The organism is Streptomyces curacoi (assembly GCF_001513975.1).
GTDB lineage: Bacteria > Actinomycetota > Actinomycetes > Streptomycetales > Streptomycetaceae > Streptomyces > Streptomyces curacoi.
On record NZ_KQ948010.1, the window covers coordinates 1 to 1130 of the forward strand.

1 protein-coding gene is annotated in these 1130 nt (G+C 66.0%); it reads right to left on the bottom strand.

What is annotated here, in order from left to right:
* Window position 1: 1 nt before the first annotated feature.
* Window positions 2–1093: an IS630 family transposase gene (locus AQI70_RS36790; protein ID WP_062156796.1), complete on the bottom strand. Its 1092-nt coding sequence runs from the start codon at window positions 1091–1093 to the stop codon at window positions 2–4.
* Window positions 1094–1130 lie beyond the last annotated feature (37 nt).

Below are 1130 nucleotides of genomic sequence, written 5' to 3' on the forward strand. Positions count from 1 at the left end.
GCTAGTGACCTGAGTCGGAGATTCGTCGGCAATAGGAGGCGACTTTGTCGAGGATCTCGTCGGCGGTCTTGGTCCAGGCGAAGGGCCTGGGATTCTCGTTCCAGTCGGTGAGCCAGTCGCGGATGTCGCGTTCGAGGGCCGGGACGGAGCGGTGGACGCCTCGCTTGAGCTTCTTCTGCGTGAGCTCGGCGAACCACCGCTCCACCAGGTTCAGCCAGGACGAACTCGTGGGCGTGAAGTGGAGATGGAAGCGTGGGTGGGCCAGCAGCCACTGCTTGATGGCGGGCGTCTTGTGGGTCGCGTAGTTGTCGAGGATCAGGTGCACGTCGAGAGCTGCGGGAACCTCCTTGTCGAGCTTGGCCAGGAACTTCTTGAACTCGACGGCCCGGTGCCGCCGGTGCAGGGAGCCGATCACCTTTCCGGTGGCGACCTCCAGGGCGGCGAACAGGGTGGTGGTGCCGGCGCGGACATAGTCGTGGCTGCGGCGTTCGGGGAGGCCGGGAACCATCGGCAGCACGGGCTGGGACCGGTCGAGGGCCTGGATCTGCGACTTCTCATCCACGCAGAGGACGAGTGCCTTCTCCGGCGGGTCGAGGTAGAGGCCTACGACGTCTCGGACCTTGTCGATGAACAGCGGGTCGGTGGACAGCTTGAACGTCTGTGACCGGTGCGGGGCCAATGCGAACGCCCGCCAGATCCGGGAGATGGCCGACTGCGACATGCCCGTGGCCGCCGCCATCGACCTGGTCGACCAGTGGGTGGCGTTCTTCGGCGTCTCCTCCAGCGTTTTGACGATGACCCGCTCGACATCCGCGTCGGTGATCTTCCGCGGGACACCGGGCCGGGGTTCGTCGCACAGGCCGTCCAGACCACGCTCGAGGAAACGCCGCCGCCAGGTGCGGACCGTGTCCGGAGTGATCCGCAGCCGACGCGACACCTCCATGATCGAGTGCCCCTCGGCGCACTCCAGCACGATCCGCGACCGCTGGGCCAGAGCCTGAGCCGTTGTGCGGCGACGCACCCAGCCCTCCAGCACAGCCCGCTGAGCATCAGTCACCGACAACGGCGGAATCTTCGGGCCTGGACGACTCATATCGAACCAACGACGAATCTCCGACTCAGGTCACTAG